The sequence below is a fragment of the Bordetella genomosp. 13 genome (assembly GCF_002119665.1).
GTDB lineage: Bacteria > Pseudomonadota > Gammaproteobacteria > Burkholderiales > Burkholderiaceae_B > Bordetella.
Genome location: NZ_CP021111.1, coordinates 131597 through 145653, shown reverse-complemented (window position 1 = coordinate 145653; position 14057 = coordinate 131597). Strand labels below are relative to the sequence as shown.

Genomic DNA, 14057 nt, shown 5'->3' with positions numbered 1-14057 from the left:
CCAACACGCGCTCAGTCGTGCTTGATCGATATCGTCTTCAGCACGGTGAAGCCATACAGGGCTTCGAACCCCTTCTCGCGCCCATGGCCGCTGGCCTTCACGCCGCCGAAAGGCAGTTCGATGCCGCCGCCCGCGCCATAGTTGTTGATGAACACCTGGCCGCTGCGCAGTTTGCGGGCCAGTCGCAGCTGGCGTGCGCCGTCGCGCGTCCAGATGCTGGCGGCCAGGCCGTATTCGGTGGCGTTGGCGATGCGCGCGGCGTCCGCCTCGTTGTCGAACGGCATGGCGGCCAGCACCGGCCCGAACACTTCTTCCTGCGCCAGCTTGTGGGTCACGGGCACGTCGCGCAGCAGCACGGGCGCCTGGTAATAGCCATCGGCCGGCGCACCGTCGACGACGGCGCCGCTGGCTACCGTGGCGATGCCGTCCTGCTCGGCGGCCTGCAGGAAGCCCTGCACGCGCTGCAGCTGGGTCTTGCGGATCAGCGGACCGCAGTCCAGGTCCATCTTCCCGGGCCCCGTGCGCAGCGCGGCAAAGGCGGCGCCCAGGCGCTCCAGCACGGCCTCATACGCGCTGCGCTCCACCAGCAGGCGGCTGCCCGCAGAGCAGGTCTGTCCGGCGTTCTGCACGATGGCGTTGACCGCCACGGGCAGCATGGCGTCGATGTCGGCGTCGGCAAACACGATCTGGGGCGATTTGCCGCCCAGCTCGAGCGTCACCGGCACGTGCCGCTCGGCCGCGGCCTGCGTGACCAGCGCGCCGATGCGCGGCGAGCCCGTGAACGAGATGTGGTCGATGCCGGGATGGCGGGCCAGCGCGTCGCCGGCCTCGTGGCCATACCCCGTGACGATGTTCAGCGCACCGGCCGGGAAGCCCACCTCGGCGGCCAGCTCGGCCACGCGCAGCAGCGACAGGCAGGCGTCCTCGGCCGGCTTGACCACGCAGGCATTGCCCGCGGCCAGCGCGGCGCCGACGCTGCGGCCGAAGATCTGCAGCGGATAGTTCCAGGGCACGATGTGGCCCGTGACGCCGTGCGGCTCGCGCAGGGTAAGCACGGTGTAGCCCTGCGTGTAGGGCAGCGTCTCGCCATGCAGCTTGTCGGCCGCGCCGCCGTAGAACTCGAAGTAGCGCGCGATGGCGGTCACGTCGGCACGCGCCTGTTTGGTCGGCTTGCCGCAGTCGCGCGATTCGATCTCGGCCAGCTCGTCGAAATGGTCCAGCACCTTCAAGGACAGTTTCAGCAGCAGCCTGCCCCGCTCGGCGTGGCTCAGGCGCCCCCAGGCGCCGTCGTAGGCGCGCCGCGCGGCCTGCACGGCCGCATCGACATCGGCGGCGGTGCCGCGCGCGATGCTGTCGTACTCCTGCCCGCTGGACGGGTCTATGACCGGAATACGCTCGCCCGAAGCGCCTGCCGCCGGACGATTGTCGATGAAGTGCTGTCTCATATCCACCTCTGCTAGAAATGCTTTGGGAAGGGCGCGCCCGTACGACCGGGGCGCCTGCCGTGGGCGCGCCGCCGCGCCGTGCGGCCTGGCGGCTTCCAATGTGGGCAGGCCTTCAGTGTAAACAGCCCGTCAGAACTGCACGGACAAGCCCCCGTCGACGACCAGGACGTGTCCGTTGACGTACGAGGCGGCGGCCGAGGCGAGGAACACCGCGGCGCCGGCGATCTCGTCGGGCCGGCCCCATCGCCCCATGGGATTGCGCGCGGCCAGCGCGGCGCCCATCACGGGGTCCGCGACGATGGCGGCATTCGTCTCGGTGGCGAAGGTTCCGGGCGCGATCGCGTTGCTGGTGATGCCCAGGCCGCCGTATTCCATGGCCAGCGCGCGCACCATGCCGGTCAAGCCCTGCTTCGCCGCGGGATACACCGAGTCGCCGGCCCGGGCCAGCTCGCCCGCCACTGAGGTGATGGCGATCAGGCGTCCATGGCGGTGGCGCGCCATGCGCTCGGCCGCCAGCTTGGCCAGCAGTATGCCCGCCACCAGATCGGTGTCGATCAGGGCCCGGATCTCGGCCGCGGTCATCTCGTGCAACGGCTTGCGGTTGCGCGCCCCGACGTTGTTGACCAGGATGTCCAGCCTGCCGAAGTCGGCATCGATGCGCGCGTATGCCCGCTCCACCGCGGCATCGTCAACCACATCGAAGGGCAGGGCCGAGGCCGCCAGCCCGTCGGCCCGCATGTCATCCACGGCATCCCGCACGGCCTGCTCGTTGCGGCCGTTGACGAGGACATGGGCGCCGCAACCGGCCAGCGCGCGGGCAATGCACGCGCCCAGGCCCCGTGCCGATCCGGTCACCAGGGCGACCTGCCCCGCCAGGGAAAACTGCTGCAGATATGCGGATGCGCTCATGCGGTTTACTCGAAACAGGAACGTGGGACAGCGGCGCCGACAGCGGGCCGCAAAGCCACGGAGCCACGAGCGGCGCTAGGGCCTGTTAACAGGCCCTAGGCGTCGCGGAACTCCGGCGCCCAGTGCAGCAGCCTGCGTTCCAGCCAGGTCACGGCGTAGACCAGCACAATGCCCACGACGGACAACAGCGTCACGGCCGCGAACATGTCGGTTGCGTTCAGCGTGGCCAGCGCGGTGATCATCAGGTAACCCATGCCGGTGGTGGAGCCCACGAACTCGGCCAACACCACCCCGATCAGCGCGAAGCTGATGGCGTTGGGCAGCGCCGCGAAGGTCCAGGCCGCCGCGGTGGGAATGCGCACGCGCCACAGGATCTGCCGCGGCGAGCCGCCCAGCGTGCGGCAGAAGTCGACCAGTTCGCGCTCGACGCTGCGTCCGCCCTTGTAGGTGTTGAAGAACACCAGAAAGAACACCACGAACCACGAGGTGACCACCTTGGACGCCAGCCCCAGGCCGAAGAACATGGTGATGAGCGGCACGAACGCGATGCGCGGCATCGAGTTGAAGGCCACGATGAACGGGTTGCACACCTCGGACAGCATGCGGCTGCGCGACAGCGCCAGCCCCACCGCGAACCCGCTGCCCACTCCCGCCAGCAGCCCCAGCAGCGTGGCCTCCAGTGTGAGCCACAGGTGCGGCCACACCGAGCGCGGCCCGGGCTGCAGCCACTGCCAAAGCCGCAGCGCCACGCGCGAGGGCTGGCTGATGAAGAATGGGTCGAACAGCGTGTTCTGCACGAACCAGGGAATGCGGGTCAGCCCTTCCCACGCGCCCAGCAGCACGGCAAGAATCAACAACTGCCACGCGCCGACGCGCAGGCGGTGGCGCAGGCCGGCGCGTCGGCCGTGGCGCAACTGGTCTTGCAGGGCGGCGGCCGCCTCGGGCGGCAGGCCGGCGGCCGAGGCATCGGCAGGCAGCGCATGCCGCCGGATGGCGGTGTGCAGGAATCGGAAATCACGTGCCATGTCGTCGTCGCTAGCTCAGGCGGCCACGCGGAACTGCTGGCCCAGCACCGACCACAGGCTTTGCACGTGGGCGGTGAACTGCGGTGTCTCGCGCAGCGCGAATACATCGCGCGGGTGGGGGATATCGATGCGCTCGTCGCGCAGCACGCGGCTGGGCGGCCCCGACAGCACCACCACGCGGTCGGACAGCGTGATGGCCTCGTCCAGGTCGTGCGTGACCATGACGATGGTCTGGCCCAGCTTGCGCCAGATCTCCATCAGTTCGCGGTGCAGGTGAGTCTTGGTATGCGTGTCCAGCGCGCCGAAGGGTTCGTCCAGCAGCAGGATGCGCGGCTCGACGGCCAGGCTCATCAACAGCGCCACGCGCCGGCGCATGCCGCCGGACAACTGGTGCGGATACGCGTCGGCAAAGCCCGAAAGATGGCCCAGCTCCAGCAGTTCGGCCACGCGCGGCGCGATACGCTGGGCGGGCACGCCCTGGAACCGCAGGCCCAGCGCCACGTTCTTGCGCACGCTGTACCAGGGCAGCAGCGTGTCCTTCTGGAAGATGTAGCCCAGGGCCGGCGGCACGCGGCCCTGCACCGGCTGCCCGGCCACGCGGATACTGCCCGTCGTGGGCGGCAGGAAGCCCGCGATCATGTTCAGCAGCGTGCTCTTGCCGCATCCCGACGGGCCGACGATGGAAACGAACTCGCCCTCGGCGATGTGCAGGTCCACCTGGCCTACGGCGTGCACGATGCCCGTGCGCGACATGCCCGACTGGGACTGGTAGGCCTTGCCGACCTGCGCCAGTTCTATCATCGTCACAGGCCCCGCGCGCGACGCACGAAGCGCATGTCCACGCAGCGGTCGTAGGGCGCGTTCTTCAGCTCTTCGTTGCTGTACTGGCGGCCGTCGCCCATCACGGCGGTCATGCGCGCATAGGCGTCCTGCGTGATGATGTTGTCGTTGAGGAACACCGTCTGCTTGTACACGCCCAGCGTCTTCTCGATGGCCTGGCGCGGAAAAGCGCTGAGATAGTCGTCGTAGATGGCGTCGGTGATCTGCGCGGCGCTGTGGGCCGTGATGTAGTCCTGCGCCTTCACCAGTCCGCTGACGAAGGCCTGCACGACCTCGGGCCGCTTCTCGATGGTGTCGCGCAGCGTCAGCGCGGCGATGCCAGGCACGTCGCCGCCCATGAATTCCTGCCAGGAGGCTTCGGTGGTGGCGTCGAAGATGGGCACGCCCCAGCCTTCCTGCTGGGCCTGCTCCATCATCGACATGGTGGCCATGCTGGCCGACACCGAACCCGTCTTCAACGCGCCCAGCATGGTGGCCAGGTCGCCCAGCGGCCGGATGTCCACCTTGTCGCCCACCCCGGCCTTCTGCATCAGGTACACGGCCATCAGCCAGGTGCTGGACTGCGGCTGCGTGGCGCCCACGCGCTTGCCCGCCAGGTCTTGCAGGGTACGCACCTTGCCGCTGTCGTAGTCCTCGCGGCGCACGATGAGGTTGGCATAGGTGAGCTTGCGGTCGAAGCCGAACACCAGCGCCGCGGGCTTGCCCGACAGTGTCAGCGCGGGCGCGGCCGTGGCCGCCGTGGCGCCGAACAGGATCTGGCCAGCCGCCAGCAGCTGATTGGTGCGCGGCCCGCTCTGCGAATTCAGGTACTCGACCTCGAGCCCGTTCTCGCCGAAGTAGCCCAGCTTCAGCGCCACGTAGCCGGCTGCGAAGAAGGGATCGATACTGCCCTGGCCGTAGGCCACCTTGCCCAGCTTCTGGGCGCCGAACGCCGCGGTATACGGAGCCAGCAGCCCGGTTGCGGTCAGGCTGGCCGATGCGGCCAGGAAGCGGCGCCGCGACGCCGCCGTGCCGTGCGATGGTGAACCCATGTCGTCCTCGCTTGGTGTCGTTGTGATACAGCAATTTTGGCCACAACGATACCGCACTCGGGCGGGCTTGCTAACCGTGGCCTTTGGATGCGCCGGTATGGCGGCGCGAGATCAGCGTGCCGCCGACCGCCCAGTCTTGCGGCGCGACGTCCTGGAAGACGACGAAAACGCTCTGCGGATTGGCGCCGGCATGCTCCACCAGCGCCTGCGTCACCGAGGCGGCGATGGCGGCCTTCTGGTCTTCGGTGCGGCCTTCCAGGATTTCGATACGGATATAGGGCATGGAGGTTCCTTCGAGTGTAAAGATGGCGCCGGACAGTCTACGCGCCCAACGTGCCCAACGTACCGGTTCTTTCCATTATGTTGCCCTCGCAGACGAAAGGCACTTCGACGCGAGCCGCGCTGCGCACATCGTCGACGATCTCGGCCAGGGTCGCGCCCACGGGCTCGACGCCCGCGGCCGCGCATGCCCCGGCCAGCGCCTTCAACGATTGCTGGAGGCGCTGGCGCGCCGGGTCTCGCGGATCACGATAGTCGTAATGGTTGTGCGACACCACGTTGATCACCGGCACCTGCGGCGCTCGCGCGAGCACCTGGCCCACGATATTGGCGGCGATTGTGTCGTAGCTGAGGCCGTACTGGGCTTGCCAATCGGTGTCGGGGCGCAGGTCCGGATGCAGGCGGCGGCCGATGCGACCCTCGAGCGCCAGCGAGAAGTCGGCCGACAGCGGCATGTTGACGAATTCCAGGTCGCCAGCCAGTTGGCGGAAATAAGCGTGGCCACGATGCGGATCCGGCTCAGTGCCGTTCCACACCGCCTGCATCTCGGGCATCTGGCGGCCCGGCACCGAGCACGAGCCTCCGTCGAAGCCAAGGTCGTCGAGTACACGGAAGATGGCATCGTTGGCCGAGAAGGTTCCCGGTCGGAAGTACCTGGGCCATTCGCCAAGCATCTGCTGCCACAGGGCGCCGGCCTCGGCCAGAAGGGCCCGCTGATCGGACTCGCTCAGTCCGCCATAGTGAGCCATGTAGCGCTTGCTCTGGTGCCGCCACATGGCGTACTTCCATGCATGGATATGCAGGCCCAGGCAGGCGCCCCGGGCGCGCAGTTCGTCGAACATGTCGGCCTGCGCCAACGCCGCTTCGGGGTGAATGAAATAAGTGACCGGAAAGCCGTGGTCCCCGGCCAGTTCCGCATATCCGCGCACCGCGCGTTCGCCCAGGCCCCATTCCGCGGGACCGGTGGCGGTGGGATGCGTGGTGGCGGTGGTGGGTTCGACGTCCATAGTGACGACGATCTTGATCTTCTTCATGCACAGCTCCTCAATGGTGGAGACCGGCCGCCGCGGGCCGGGATATGCGGCAGGCGCCGCTTCAGTTGCCGGCCGTGGCGCCGGACGCCGCGACGATCCGCTCGTTGCGTTCCAGATCCTGGCGCCAGAACGCCTTGAAGGCGTCGGGCGACAGCCCTTCCTTCAGCTGCGAACCGTTCGACAGGAAGTAGTCGCGCACCTTCTGCGAGGACACGACTGCGTTGATGTCTTTGTTCAACCGCTGCACCATGGACGCGGGCAATCCCTTAGGGCCGGCCACGCCGCCCCAGAACGAGTAATGAACGCCGTTGATGCCGGCCTCGTCGAACGTCGGCACATCGGGCAACGCGGCGATCCGCTCCTGCGCCGCCACCGCCAGCGCCCGCAGTTTGCCGGCGCGCACGTGGCCCAGCTGGCTGCCCGTGTCCACCGAAAAATCGACCTGCCCGCCCAGCAGGTCTGCGATGGCGGGCGCCGCGCCCTGGTAGGGCACGTGCACAGCCACCACGCCGGCCTTCTCTACGAACAATGCGCCCGCCAGGTGGCTCGATGCCCCGACGCCTCCGCTTGCATAGGTCAGCGCACCAGGGCGGGCGCGACCGGCATCGACCAGGTCCTGGACTGTCTTGTAGGGGGAGTCCGCCCGCACGAAAAGAATGTTGGGCGACTCGGCTACGAACGCGATGGGCGTGAAGTCGTCCAACGGTGCGAACTTCAGGTCTTTGAACAGATACGGCGCGGTGGCGTTGGTGGCGCCCGTGGCCATGATGAGCGTGCAGCCGTCGGGCTTGGCACTGTTGACGAAGCCGGTGGTGCCGACCACGCCGCCGGCGCCGGCACGGTTGACGACCACCACCTGTTTACCGAGGCGTTCCGCCAGAGGCGGCGCGATCATGCGCGCCTGAGCATCGGTTCCACCGCCCGCGGCCCAGGGAACCACCAGTTCGATGACCGGCCGGTTGCACAACTCGTCCGCGGCCATGGCGGCCTGGAAAGGCGTGCTGGCAAGAACGAGAAGGGCAGCGCGCACGCCGGCCGCCGCGAAGTGTGACTTGATCATGGCATTCCCCTTGTCGGCACTCCCGGTTGCGGCGCGCCGGTTTGTCGTTACGAGCATGTTTACTGCTGTCGATTGTCGACAATACAAGCTATCATGTTGTCGACAGTCGGACAATCAAGGGATATCCAGAAGCCCGAGGCTAAAATCCCGGATTTCGCGCCCTTCCCGGATTCGCATGCCCTATCCCGCCCCCTTGCGCGACCAATCGCAGGAGCTCCGCGTGCCCGTCGGCCGCACCGCCCAATCTCTGCCGGCCCAGGTTGCTGAGCGCCTGCTGCAAGCCATTCTCGATGGCGAACTGGCGCCGGGCGCCCGCTTGCTCGAGATTCAGTTGGCCGAGGAACATGCGGTCAGCCGCGCCACGATCCGCGAAGCGCTGGCCCACCTCGAACGTGGCCATTTCGTCGAGCGTGTGCCGCGCTACGGCGCGCGGGTCATCGAAGTCGACTTGGCGGAGATCAATGAACTGTACGAATTGCGCGGCGTGCTGCTGGGATTGGCGTCCGAGCGGGCTGCCCGGCTGGGCGAGACGGCCGCGATCGGACGATTCGACCTGGCCGTACGCGCGCTGGAAGAGCTGGCCGCGCAGGGCGTGGATGCCCCAGCCTACACCCGTGCCGTGCTGGACGTACAGGACCTGCTGATCGAAATGGCGTGCAGCAAGTGGGTGCGCATGACGTACGACCAGATTTCGAACCAGGCGCTGTGGCGCATCATGGTCCGCAACAACGGCATGGTGTTCGCATCGGACGAGCGCCGCAAGGCTTCCGCCCACGATTGGCGCATGCTGGCCGATGCGCTGGTGGCGCGTGATCCGGCGGCCAGCGAGGCGCAGGCGCGCCAGTTGATCCGCGCCTCGGGCGCCTTCCTCCAGCAACTGTACGAACGCAAGACGCCTTAGACCTTCTCGACGAATGGCGGCGTACGCACGGCCATGCCGGCATCGGGCTCTCGGCCCAGGGCATGAGGCCGCCGACACCACGCAGCGGTCTTCGAGCGAAGGAACCGCTGCGGGCTGGCACCGAGTCCGCTTGCGCCTCAGCCGGCGACCTTGGCCGCCTTCTTGGCAGCAACCTTTTTCACGGCCTTCTTGGCGGCGGTCTTGGACGCGGTCTTCTTGACTGCCGTCTTGGCAGCCGCCTTCTTGGCCGCCGTCTTGCCAGCCGCCTTTTGGACTGCCGTGCCGGCCGGCGCCGCCCCCGCGGCCGCCTTGGCGGGCGCGCGGCCCTTGGCGCCCGGCTTCTCGGGCCGCGGTTCGAATTCGAAGCCTACCTTGCCGTCGGGCTGGCGCACCAGGAAGGCCTTGAACTTGCGATTGGTGCGGCTGGACACGAAGCCGTCCAGCAGGTCGGTGCGGCCGTCGGACAGCAGCTTCTCCATCTGCTCGCGGGAAATCTCCTGCTGCAGGATGACCTTGCCCGACCGGAAGTCGCAGCTCTTGGCCGGGCCCACGGATTTCTCGCAGACGTAGCTCATGCCGTGCTCGAACACGCGAGATTGGCACTTGGGACACGGACCCACCGGCGTGTGCCCGGAGAAGTCCACCTCTTCGCCGTCATCGTCGTCGCTCTGGCCGAAGTCGAACTCCAGCTTGAACTCGTCGCTGATGCGCAGGATGGCCGCGAAGGGCCGGCCCATCTTGCTGATGAAGCCCTGCAGCGGACCGATCTCGCGCTTGCCCAGCAGTTCCTCGACCTCGGGCAGCTCGAAAGTGCGGCCGCCCGGATGCTTGCTGATCGAGAAGTCGCATTGCGTGCAGGCGTAGCGGCGGTAGTTCTCCTTCACCACGCCGCCGCACTTGGGACACGGCGTGCGCAGCGTGGCGTAGTCGCCGGGCACCGTATCGCGCTCGTACTCTTTGGCGCGCTTGACGATGACCTGCGTCATCTGCGCGATCTCGCGCATGAAGGCTTCGCGGCCCAGGCCGCCCTGCTCGATCTGCTTGAGCTTGTGCTCCCACTCGCCGGTCAGTTCCGGCGAGGTCAGTTCGCTGACATCCAGGCCGGACAAAAGCGTCATCAGCTGGCGCGCCTTGGCGGTGGGCACCAGGTCGCGGCCCTCGCGGCGCAGATAGCTTTCGTTGAGCAGGCCTTCGATGATGGCCGCGCGCGTGGCGGGGGTGCCCAGCCCGCGCTCGGACATGGCCTCGCGCAGTTCTTCGTCGTCCACCAGCTTGCCGGCGCCTTCCATGGCGGACAGCAGCGTGGCTTCGTTGTAGCGTGGGGGCGGCTTGGTGGACAGGCCCACCGCATCGACGTCTTCGGTGCGCACGATCTCGCCGTCGGCCACCGGCACCAGATTGGCGTCCTCGCCCTGGGCTTCCTTGCCGTACACGGCCAGCCAGCCGGGCGACACCAGCACCTTGCCGTCGGTCTTGAAGCGATGGCCCTGCACCTCGGTCAGGCGCGTGGTGACGCGATATTCCGCGGAGGGGAAGAACACCGCCAGGAATCGCTTGAGCACCAGGTCGTACAGCTTGCCCTCGGCCTCGCTGAGGTCGCGCGGCACCTGCAGCGTCGGGATGATGGCAAAGTGGTCGGACACCTTCTTGTTGTCGAAGATGCGTCGGTTGGGCTTGACCCAATCGTTCTTCACGACGGTGCCCGCATGCCGCGCCAGGGCGCCCACCGCGGCGGAATCGCCCTGCGCCAGCACCTGCATGGTCTGGCGCACGGTGCCGATATAGTCTTCGGGCAGGTAGCGCGAATCGGTACGCGGATACGTCAGTGCCTTGTGCCGTTCATACAAAGTCTGCGCCAGCGCCAGCGTGGTCTTGGCCGAAAAACCGAAGCGGCCGTTGGCCTCGCGCTGCAGCGAGGTCAGGTCGTACAGCGCGGGCGAGGCCTGCGACGAGGGCTTGGATTCTTCGGTGACGCTGCCGGACTGATCGCGGCAGGCAGCCACCACGCTCTGCGCGGCGGCCTGCGACCACAGGCGCGACTCGCGCTTCTCGGGATCGCGCTCGTCCTTCTTGAAGTCGGGGTCGATCCAGCGGCCCTGGTACAGGCCCGCCGCGGCCACGAACGTGGCGTGCACTTCCCAGTAGTCGCGCGGCACGAAACGGCGGATGCGTTCCTCGCGCTCGTGCACGATGGCCAGCGTGGGCGTCTGCACGCGGCCCACCGGCGTCTTGAAGAAGCCGCCATCCTTGCTGTTGAAGGCCGTCATGGCCCGCGTGCCGTTGATGCCCACCAGCCAGTCGGCCTCGGCGCGCGAACGCGCGGCGGCCTCGAGCGGCTTGAGCTGCACGTCGTCGCGCAGGTTCTGGAAGGCCTCGCGGATGGCGGCCTGCGTCATGGACTGCAGCCACAGCCGCTTGATGGGCTTGTTCACCCCGGCGTACTGGATGATGTAGCGGAAGATGAGCTCGCCCTCGCGGCCCGCGTCACAGGCGTTGATCAGCGCGGTGACGTCCTTGCGCTTGGCCAGGCGCACCAGCAGCTTGAGCCGTTCCGACGAACGCTTGTCCGTCGGCCCCAGCTCGAAGGCGGGCGGAATCACCGGCAGGTGCGTGAAGCTCCACTTGCCCTTGACCGGATCGTTGGGCGCAACAAGCCCCAACAGATGGCCGATGCTGGACGCGAGGACGTAACTTTCACTTTCAAAATAATCCCCCTCTCGCGCAAAGCCTCCTAGGGCGCGTGATATATCCAGGGCTACCGAGGGCTTCTCGGCAATAATCAGCGTTTTGCTCATGGGTATCCATTGGCGGCAGACCCGCCTCGATTAGCGCGGATGATAAGAGGGGAGATTCGCGGCATGCAAGTCGATACTCAGAAGCGGGCAGGATCGGAATTGCACACATGGCGCCAGTTCCTTGCTCGCGCCACACTGGGATTGGGTGTGCTGCTGCTGGGCAGCGGCGTCATATGCTGGGTCGCGGCGAACTGGCCGGCGCTGGACAAGGTACAGCGTTTCGCGGGCGCGCAGGCTCTGCTCGCGGTGTGCGCGCTGGCCGCCGCGTGGCTGGGCTTGCGCCTGCGCGCCGACGCCGAGGTGCGGCGCCGCACCGCGGGCGCGGTACTGGCGCTTGCAGGGCTGCTGCTGGGCGCGCTGCTGGCGCTTGTTGGCCAGACCTACCAGACCGGGGCGGACACATGGGAACTGTTCGCCGCCTGGGCCGTGCTGTTGCTGCCATGGGCATTGGCCGCGGCCAGCCAGGCGGTCTGGCTGCTGTGGGTGCTGGTGCTGAACGTGGCGGCCGCGCTGTGGCTGGGCGAACACCTGTTCACGTGGTGGGTGGCCTTCTCGGGTCCCGGCTTTCCCAGCCTGATGATCGCGGCCATGAACCTGCTGCTGCTGGCTGCATGGGAACTGGCCGCGCGCCACTGGCATGCCGGTACGCGCGTCGGACCGCGCGTGCTGGTCGCGCTGGCGCTGGGCGTACTGGTACTGGCCCTGATGGTGGGCGAATACATCATCATGGGCCTGGGCACCTATACCGGCCTGGCCTGGCTGGCGACCACGCTGGGATTGGGTCTGTATTACCAGCGCGCGCGCCGCGACCTCGTCATCCTGGCCATGCTGGCCGCGGGCGCGATCTGCGTGTCGCTGCGTGTGGTCGGAGAATGGCTGCTGCGGCTCGAACCCGGCATCTGGGCCGCGTTGCCATTGGCCGCGCTGCTGATGGGCGAGGCGGTCCTCGCGGCGCGCTGGCTGCGGCGCGTGGCCGGCACGACGGCCCGGCCGGCCGATCCCGAACCCGCCGGCGTGTCGGCCGGCAACGCGGTCGAGCCCGCGGAGGGCGCGGCGCCTGTGATTGCGCTGGCCGAGCCGGCGGGCACGCGCCGACCCGAGACCCCCTGGTACATCTATGGCCTGCTGGGACTGAGCGCGTGGCTGGCCACGCTGTTGCTGCTGCTGTTCCTGGGCGTGTCCGGCCTGATCGAATCGCGTGAAGGGGCGCTGGTGGTGGGCCTGGTCATGTGCGCGGGCGCCGTTGCCGTGCTGCGCTCGGCGCGCGCGCCGTTCTGGCGACAGTGCGCAACCGCGCTGGGCTTCGCCGGACAGATTCTCGTGGCCTTCGGCCTGTACGACTCGGCCTCGCTGGGCGGAGCCAGCCTGTTCGTGCTGGTGCTCGGGGTGGCGGTCTATGCGCTGGCCCCGGATACGCTGCTGCGCTTTCTCAGCGGGTGGATGATGGCGCTGGCCGCCGCCGGCCTGGTGTGGCGGGCGCTGGTGCCCGACGTGGGCCCGGGCAACGATATGTTCGAGCTGTTGCTCGACGTCGACGTGCTGCGCGCGACATTCGTGTGGCTGCCGGTGGCGGTGGCGGGCGCCTGGACCGCCGCGGCCGCGTTCTGGACCGGCCATCGGCTCGCGCCGCCCAGGCAGCGCAAGCTGGACCCGCTGGGCTGGTCCTTCGCCATCGCCGTACAGGCCATGGTGTGGATGGCGGGCGGCGTGACGGTCATGCAATTGCCGGTGTTGTGGAGCCTTCATCCCTCGACCGCCGTGCTTACGGTGGCGGGCGCATTGCTGCCGGCCGTGGCCGCGCTGCTGGTGCTGTGGGAACGCCGCGCCCTGCTGACCCGCACGCTGGTATGGGGAGTGCCGCTGGCATTGCTGGTTCTGGCGCTGTTCTGGCTGCCCAGCCCCGGCATCGCCTTCGCGCTGACGTGGATGCTGCTGGGCTTCGGACTCGCCAAGCCGCGCCTGGCGATCTTCGGCGTGCTGGCCCTGCTGTCCTACCTGTTGATCTATTACTACCAGCTCGAGGTGCCGCTGCTGCAGAAGGCCGGCTGGCTGGCCACGGCCGGGCTGATGATGTTCGCGCTGCGCGGCATGGTGTGGCTGGTACCGCACGTGATGCGCACGCAAACCACCGCGCCGCCCGCCATGCAGCGTCCCACGAGCGCACAGCGCTGGCGCGCCGCCGCGGTGCTCGGCGGCCTGATGCTGGCGCTAGCCGCGGCCAATGGCAACATCTGGCAGCGGGAACGCCTGCTGGCCTCGGGACGCGTCGCCATCCTCGAACTCGCCCCGGTCGATCCGCGTTCGCTGATGCAGGGCGACTATATGGCCTTGCGCTTTGCCGCGGGCAGCGAGATAGACCGGCTGCGCGACGCCGACTTCGCGCGCTCGATGGAAGAGGGAACCCGGTTCGTGCGCACGGAAGGCTACGTGGTGCTGGCGCCGGATGCGCGCGGCGTGGCCCAGGCAGTACGCATCCAGGACGAGACGCAGCCTCGCGCGGACCACGAGCTGGTGCTGCGCTACCGCGTGCGTCCGGAGGGCGTGCGCATCGTCACCAACGCGTATTTCTTTCCCGAGGGCCAGGCCCGGCATTTCGAGGCCGCGCGCTATGGCGAGATCCGCGTGGACGAGCATGGCACCGGGCTGCTGGTGCGCATGCTGGACGAGCAGTTGCAGCCGCTGTAGCCAGCGGCCGGCAAGGCCGCCATGGGGCCGATTCCCGGGTCGGGCTCTGCGCA

Annotated in this window: 11 protein-coding genes; 2 read left to right on the top strand and 9 right to left on the bottom strand. The window is 68.2% G+C overall.

All coding sequences use genetic code 11. The features are described 5' to 3' along the window. Positions 1-11: 11 nt before the first annotated feature. From CAL15_RS00635 to CAL15_RS00600, 8 genes are all read right to left on the bottom strand, one after another. Entirely contained in the window at positions 12-1445 is a 1434-nt protein-coding gene (locus tag CAL15_RS00635) for an aldehyde dehydrogenase family protein (protein WP_086076853.1), read from the bottom strand. Between the two features lie 129 nt (positions 1446-1574). After that, positions 1575-2354 (bottom strand): SDR family oxidoreductase, encoded by a 780-nt coding sequence (locus CAL15_RS00630; RefSeq protein ID WP_086076852.1) that lies wholly within the window; start codon positions 2352-2354, stop codon positions 1575-1577. A gap of 95 nt (positions 2355-2449) precedes the next feature. Continuing rightward, the gene (locus CAL15_RS00625; protein ID WP_232468081.1) at positions 2450-3379 is read right to left on the bottom strand and encodes an ABC transporter permease; all 930 of its coding nucleotides are present in this window, start codon (positions 3377-3379) and stop codon (positions 2450-2452) included. A 15-nt stretch (positions 3380-3394) separates the two neighbouring features. Continuing rightward, complete coding sequence (locus tag CAL15_RS00620; protein WP_086076851.1) at positions 3395-4180, bottom strand: ABC transporter ATP-binding protein; 786 nt, start codon at positions 4178-4180, stop codon at positions 3395-3397. Between the two features lie 2 nt (positions 4181-4182). Beyond that, a complete protein-coding gene (locus CAL15_RS00615; protein WP_086076850.1) occupies positions 4183-5250 on the bottom strand; it encodes an ABC transporter substrate-binding protein in 1068 nt (355 codons plus the stop codon). Between the two features lie 70 nt (positions 5251-5320). Then, positions 5321-5533 (bottom strand): 2-hydroxymuconate tautomerase, encoded by a 213-nt coding sequence (locus CAL15_RS00610; protein WP_086076849.1) that lies wholly within the window; start codon positions 5531-5533, stop codon positions 5321-5323. A gap of 37 nt (positions 5534-5570) precedes the next feature. Continuing rightward, the gene (locus CAL15_RS00605) at positions 5571-6563 is read right to left on the bottom strand and encodes a polysaccharide deacetylase family protein (protein WP_086076848.1); all 993 of its coding nucleotides are present in this window, start codon (positions 6561-6563) and stop codon (positions 5571-5573) included. Positions 6564-6624: 61 nt separating this feature from the next. Further along, on the bottom strand, positions 6625-7623 hold the full coding sequence (locus CAL15_RS00600) for a Bug family tripartite tricarboxylate transporter substrate binding protein (protein ID WP_232468080.1): 999 nt from the start codon (positions 7621-7623) through the stop codon (positions 6625-6627). A 175-nt stretch (positions 7624-7798) separates the two neighbouring features. On the opposite strand from CAL15_RS00600, the gene CAL15_RS24295 reads away from it, so the two are divergent. Then, on the top strand, positions 7799-8524 hold the full coding sequence (locus CAL15_RS24295) for a GntR family transcriptional regulator (protein ID WP_198299117.1): 726 nt from the start codon (positions 7799-7801) through the stop codon (positions 8522-8524). A gap of 137 nt (positions 8525-8661) precedes the next feature. Here CAL15_RS24295 and CAL15_RS00590 read toward each other — a convergent pair whose 3' ends face one another. Further along, positions 8662-11319 carry a DNA topoisomerase III gene (locus CAL15_RS00590; protein ID WP_086076846.1) on the bottom strand — a complete coding sequence of 886 codons (2658 nt, stop codon included), beginning with the start codon at positions 11317-11319 and terminating at the stop codon, positions 8662-8664. A 63-nt stretch (positions 11320-11382) separates the two neighbouring features. Between CAL15_RS00590 and CAL15_RS00585 the strand changes: the two genes are divergently transcribed. Further along, positions 11383-14004, top strand: coding sequence for a GDYXXLXY domain-containing protein (locus tag CAL15_RS00585; protein ID WP_086076845.1), 2622 nt, complete (start codon positions 11383-11385; stop codon positions 14002-14004). Positions 14005-14057: the final 53 nt, after the last annotated feature.

Bases quoted from the DNA above. Each gene is read 5' to 3' on its own strand.
- CAL15_RS00635 (WP_086076853.1), bottom strand. From the start codon at position 1,445: ATGAGACAGCACTTCATCGACAATCGTCCGGCGGCAGGCGCTTCGGGC.
- CAL15_RS00625 (WP_232468081.1), bottom strand. From the start codon at position 3,379: ATGGCACGTGATTTCCGATTCCTGCACACCGCCATCCGGCGGCATGCG.
- CAL15_RS00620 (WP_086076851.1), bottom strand. From the start codon at position 4,180: ATGATAGAACTGGCGCAGGTCGGCAAGGCCTACCAGTCCCAGTCGGGC.
- CAL15_RS00605 (WP_086076848.1), bottom strand. From the start codon at position 6,563: ATGAAGAAGATCAAGATCGTCGTCACTATGGACGTCGAACCCACCACC.
- CAL15_RS24295 (WP_198299117.1), top strand. From the start codon at position 7,799: ATGCCCTATCCCGCCCCCTTGCGCGACCAATCGCAGGAGCTCCGCGTG.
- CAL15_RS00610 (WP_086076849.1), bottom strand. From the start codon at position 5,533: ATGCCCTATATCCGTATCGAAATCCTGGAAGGCCGCACCGAAGACCAG.
- CAL15_RS00615 (WP_086076850.1), bottom strand. From the start codon at position 5,250: ATGGGTTCACCATCGCACGGCACGGCGGCGTCGCGGCGCCGCTTCCTG.
- CAL15_RS00630 (WP_086076852.1), bottom strand. From the start codon at position 2,354: ATGAGCGCATCCGCATATCTGCAGCAGTTTTCCCTGGCGGGGCAGGTC.
- CAL15_RS00585 (WP_086076845.1), top strand. From the start codon at position 11,383: ATGCAAGTCGATACTCAGAAGCGGGCAGGATCGGAATTGCACACATGG.
- CAL15_RS00600 (WP_232468080.1), bottom strand. From the start codon at position 7,623: ATGATCAAGTCACACTTCGCGGCGGCCGGCGTGCGCGCTGCCCTTCTC.
- CAL15_RS00590 (WP_086076846.1), bottom strand. From the start codon at position 11,319: ATGAGCAAAACGCTGATTATTGCCGAGAAGCCCTCGGTAGCCCTGGAT.